The sequence below is a fragment of the Methylobacterium crusticola genome (assembly GCF_003574465.1).
Taxonomy (GTDB): domain Bacteria; phylum Pseudomonadota; class Alphaproteobacteria; order Rhizobiales; family Beijerinckiaceae; genus Methylobacterium; species Methylobacterium crusticola.
This window is the reverse complement of record NZ_QOWC01000354.1, coordinates 1-4,612: the sequence shown is the minus strand read 5'-3', so window position 1 is coordinate 4,612 and position 4,612 is coordinate 1. Positions and strand designations below refer to the sequence as shown.

At 76.0% G+C, this 4,612-nt stretch carries 3 protein-coding genes; 2 read left to right on the top strand and 1 reads right to left on the bottom strand.

Annotated features, from left to right (window positions below; all coding sequences use genetic code 11):
* Positions 1–34 precede the first annotated feature (34 nt).
* A complete protein-coding gene (locus DT057_RS33965; RefSeq protein ID WP_128566412.1) occupies positions 35–1,816 on the bottom strand; it encodes a long-chain-acyl-CoA synthetase in 1,782 nt (593 codons plus the stop codon).
* Positions 1,817–2,159: 343 nt separating this feature from the next.
* Here DT057_RS33965 and DT057_RS33960 point away from each other — a divergent pair, with 343 nt between their 5' ends.
* Together DT057_RS33960 and metA are read left to right on the top strand one after the other, a co-directional pair.
* Positions 2,160–3,458, top strand: coding sequence for an O-acetylhomoserine aminocarboxypropyltransferase/cysteine synthase family protein (locus tag DT057_RS33960; RefSeq protein ID WP_128566411.1), 1,299 nt, complete (start codon positions 2,160–2,162; stop codon positions 3,456–3,458).
* A gap of 16 nt (positions 3,459–3,474) precedes the next feature.
* The gene (metA, locus tag DT057_RS33955) at positions 3,475–4,608 is read left to right on the top strand and encodes a homoserine O-succinyltransferase MetA (protein WP_128566410.1); all 1,134 of its coding nucleotides are present in this window, start codon (positions 3,475–3,477) and stop codon (positions 4,606–4,608) included.
* The last annotated feature ends 4 nt before the right edge of the window (positions 4,609–4,612 follow it).

Genomic DNA, 4,612 nt, shown 5'->3' with positions numbered 1-4,612 from the left:
GGGCGTCGGCCCGGCTGCGGGCGTCGGCCCGCCGCTACAGGCGCACCTCGCCCCGGCCGATGCGCGCGAACAGGTCGGCGTCGAGGGGCACGTAGGCGCCCGCCGCGGCGTCGTCGAACAGGAGCGGGTCCGTCGTGCGGGCGGGGTCGAAGCCGTCGGCCACGAGGCCCTGCTTCATCTGCTTGAAGGTCGCGGTGACGGCGAAGCCCGGGCAGAGGCGCAGGAAGAGCGGCCGCGCGTAGGCGGGCAGGCGCGCCGCGAGGTGGGTGCGCAGGGCGGCGGGATCGAAGTCCGGGCCCACCGTCAGGGCGGCCATGCCGGCCCGGCCCTCGGTGCCCGGCACGGCGACGCCGTAGACCGCGGCCTCGGTCACGCCCGCGGCCGTCCCGAGGGCCGCCGCGACCTCGGTGGTGGCGACGTTCTCGCCCTTCCAGCGGAAGGTGTCGCCGACCCGGTCGACGAAGCTGTAGAAGCCCTGGCGGTCGACCCGCATCAGGTCGCCGGTGCGCATCCAGGCGTCGCCCGGGGCGAAGACGTCGCGCAGCACCTTGGCGTCGCTCGCCGCCGCGTCGGTGTAGCCCTCGAAGCGCTGGCTGCCGACCTCCCGGGACAGGCGGCCGATCAGCTCGCCGGCCTCGCCCGGCGGGCAGCGCACGCAGCGCCCGTCCGGCCCGCGCTCCGGCAGCCCCGTCGCGGCGTCGTGGCGCACCAGGGCGGCGGGCGAGCGGTGGGCCAGGAAGGGCGGCACGCGGCCGACGGCGCCGACCCGGCCCTCGACGTTGACGAGCGACAGCGTGCCCTCGGTGGCGGCGTAGAACTCGAGGATCCGCGGGATGGCGAAGCGCGCCTGGAACGCCTCCCAGATCTCCGGGCGCAGGCCGTTGCCGGCGCACAGGCGCAGCGCGTGGGCGCGCTCCAGGGGATGGGCCGGGGCCACGAGGAGGTAGCGGCACAGCTCGCCGATGTACTGGAACAGCGTGCAGCGCTCCGCCGCGACGTCGTCCCAGAAGCGCCGCGCCGAGAAGCGCTCGCGCAGCACCGCCGCGCCGCCCCCCACGATCACGCTGCCGGTCGCCACCACGCCGCCGACGCTGTGGTACATCGGCAGGCAGTTGAGGAGCCGGTCCTCGGGCGTCGTCCCCATCAGGCCCGAGAACCAGTGGGTCCAGGTCATCACCCGGTGGTGGCTCACCCGCGCGGCCTTGGGCAGGCCGGTCGTGCCGGAGGTGTAGATGTAGAGGGCGGTGTCGCCGAGGGTGACGTCGCGCTCCTCGGCGGCCGCGAGGGCGTCCGTGCCGAGGCCGCGCAGGGCCGCGTCGAGGTCGTCGCCCCACAGGCGGGGCGCCGCCGCGAGGTGGGGCGCGGCCTGCGCGACCGCCTCCCGCAGGCCCTCGGCGACGATGAGGTGGCGGGGCGCCGCCGCGTCGATGCAGTGGGCCAGCGCCGGTCCGGTCAGCTGCGTGTTGAGGAGCGCCGCGACGCCCCCGACCCGGCTGATCCCGAGCCAGGCCGCCATGTAGTCCGGGCAGTTCGGCATGAGGAGGCCGACCGCGTCGCCCGGGCGCACGCCCTGGGCCAGCGCCCAGCGCGCGTAGGCCCGGGCGCGCTCCGCGAGGCCCTGGTGGCTCAGGCGCGCGCCCTCGCCGATCAGCGCCGGCCGCGCCCCGTGCGCCAGGGCCAGCTCCTCGACGACCCGGGGCAGGGTGCGGGACGGTTGCGTCCCGATCCGGGACGTCCGCTCCAGCGCCCCGATCCAGCCCGCCGCCGAGGAGGGGGGCCGCGCCGCCGGGTCACGTGCCGCTGCCGCCATGCTCATGACCCGTCCCGCCTCGACCCGCCCGACCGGCCGCACCCTCCCGCCGAACCTCTGAAGAATCGGTGTGCCGGCCGCATCGAACCCGCCCGGCCGCGCGCCTGACGCAGCAGGATGCCGAGATCTCGACCGGTCGCCGCAATCCGATCTTCATCATGTCTCCGATCTCGGGCGGTCCGGCGCCGCCCGGGCGGTCCGCCCGCAAGCAAGCCGCAACGTTCGCTGCTTAAGGCTCGGATCCGACGACGGGCCCGATCGTCCCGGCCGTGCGGGAGAAACCCGACCGGTGGCGGTGCGGGGCTTGCAGAACGGACGACGACACCGGGAAGTGTAAGGAATCGGGACGATGCGGGCAGAGACGATCGCGGTCCATGCCGGGTACGACGACGATCCGACGACGCACGCCGTCGCGGTCCCGATCTACCAGACCGTCGCCTACTCGTTCGACAGCGCCGATCACGGCGCCGCCCTGTTCAACCTGGAGGCGGAGGGCTACCGCTACAGCCGCATCGCCAACCCGACGAACGCCGTGCTCGAGCGGCGCGTGGCGGACCTCGAGGGCGGGCACGCGGCGCTGAGCACCGCCACCGGCCAGGCGGCCCTGCACTACGCCATCGCGACCCTCGCCGATTGCGGCGGCAACATCGTGTCGGTGCCTCAGCTCTACGGCACCACCCACACCCTGTTCGCCCACGTCTTCCCGCGCCAGGGCATCCACACCCGCTTCGCGGCGAGCGACCGCCCGGAGGACATCGCCCGGCTCATCGACCGCGACACCAAGGCGGTCTACTGCGAGAGCATCGGCAACCCGGCCGGCAACATCTGCGACATCGAGGGCCTCGCCGCGGTGGCGCACGCCCACGGGGTGCCGCTCGTCGTCGACAACACGGTGGCGACCCCGATCCTGATGCGCCCCCTCGACCACGGGGCCGACGTGGTGGTGGCCTCCCTCACGAAGTTCATGGGCGGCCACGGCACCACGCTCGGCGGCATCATCGTGGACGGCGGGCGCTTTCCCTGGATGGAGCACGCCGGGCGGTTCCCGATGCTGTGCGAGCCGGACGCGTCCTACCACGGCCTCGTCTACGCCGAGCGCTTCGGGCCGGGCGCCTTCGCGGCGCGGGCGCGCAGCGTCTACCAGCGCACGACCGGGGCGGTCCTCGCGCCGCTGAGCGCCTTCCTGCTGCTCCAGGGCATCGAGACGGTGGCCCTGCGCGTCGAGCGCCACGTCGAGAACGCCCGCAAGGTCGCCGAATTCCTGCGCGATCATCCCCGGGTGGCCTGGGTCAACTACGCCGGCTTCGCCGACAGCCCGCACCACGCCATGGCGCGCAAGTACCTCGGCGGGCGCGCCTCCTCGCTCCTGACCTTCGGGGTCGCGGGCGGGTTCGAGGGCGGGCGGGCCTTCTACGACGCCCTGCGGCTCGTGAAGCGGCTCGTCAACATCGGCGACGCGAAGTCGCTCGCCTGCCACCCGGCCTCGACCACCCACCGCCAGATGAGCCCCGAGCAGCAGCGCCAGGCCGGCGTCCTGCCGGAGACGATCCGGATCTCCGTCGGCATCGAGCACAGCGACGACATCCTGGCCGACCTCGATCAGGCGCTCGCCGCGTGCGGCGGCGGCCTGATGCAGGCGGCGGAATGAGCCGCCGGAGGCCCCGATGCTGAGCCCCGACCAGGACCCGGCGGCCCGCTACGCCGCCGGCCGAGACCCCTGCGGCCGGGAGGCCGCGGCCCGGGCGCGGCCCGGCGAGGGGCTGACGATCGGCCTCCTCAACAACATGCCGGACGCGGCGCTCGCCGCGACCGAGCGGCAGTTCGCGCGCCTGGTCGTGGCCGGCGGGGCCGGCCTGCCGGTGACCATGCGCCTGTTCCACCTGCCGGAGATCGAGCGCGGGCCGGCCGGCCGGGACCACCTGCGCGGGCGCTCGGCGCCCGCCGCCGCGATGGCCCGGGCCGGGCTCGACGCCCTGATCGTCACCGGCTGCGAGCCGCGGGCGGCCTGCCTGCGCGACGAGCCCTACTGGCCGTCCCTGACCGAGGCGATCGACTGGGCGCGCACGGCGACGCGCTCGGTGCTGTTCTCGTGCCTGGCCGCCCACGCGGCGGTGCTGCACCTCGACGGGCTTCCCCGCAGGCGCCTGCCGGCGAAGCGCTCCGGCGTCTTCGCCTGCCGCGCCGTCGCCGCGCATCCGCTCCTCGCGGGCCTCGGGCCGGACCTCGCGGTCCCGCATTCCCGCTACAACGACCTGCCCGCGGAGGCGCTCCCGGGCCTCGGCTACGAGGTGCTGACGCGCTCCGAGGAGGCGGGCGCCGACCTGTTCGTGAAGCCGGGGCCGAGCCTCCTCGTGTTCCTCCAGGGGCATCCCGAGTACGACCGCGACAGCCTCGCCCGGGAGTACCGGCGCGACCTCGGACGCTTCCGGGACGGGGCGCGGCCGGACCGCCCGGACCTGCCGGCGCACTACTTCGACCCCGACGTCGCGGCGAGCCTCGCGGCCTGCGCCCGACGCCCCGGGCCCGGGGCCGGCCTGCCGGACTGCCCAGCCCCGGCCTACGCCGCGTGGCAGGACGACGCCGCGCGCCTGTTCGGGAACTGGCTCGGCATCGTGGCGGCGTCCCGGGCCGCGGAAGCCCCGCGGGCCACCGACGCCCCGCGGGCCGCCGAAGCCCCGCGGACAGCGGGAGCCACCCGGGCCGAGGAGGCTCCGTGGGCCGCCGAGGCTCCGTGGGCCGCCGGGGGCCCGGGGCTCGCCCGCGCGCCGCGCCCGCTCGACCACGCGGCCGCGCCCTGAGGGC

Bases quoted from the DNA above. Each gene is read 5' to 3' on its own strand.
- DT057_RS33965 (WP_128566412.1), bottom strand. From the start codon at position 1,816: ATGAGCATGGCGGCAGCGGCACGTGACCCGGCGGCGCGGCCCCCCTCC.
- DT057_RS33960 (WP_128566411.1), top strand. From the start codon at position 2,160: ATGCGGGCAGAGACGATCGCGGTCCATGCCGGGTACGACGACGATCCG.
- metA (WP_128566410.1), top strand. From the start codon at position 3,475: ATGCTGAGCCCCGACCAGGACCCGGCGGCCCGCTACGCCGCCGGCCGA.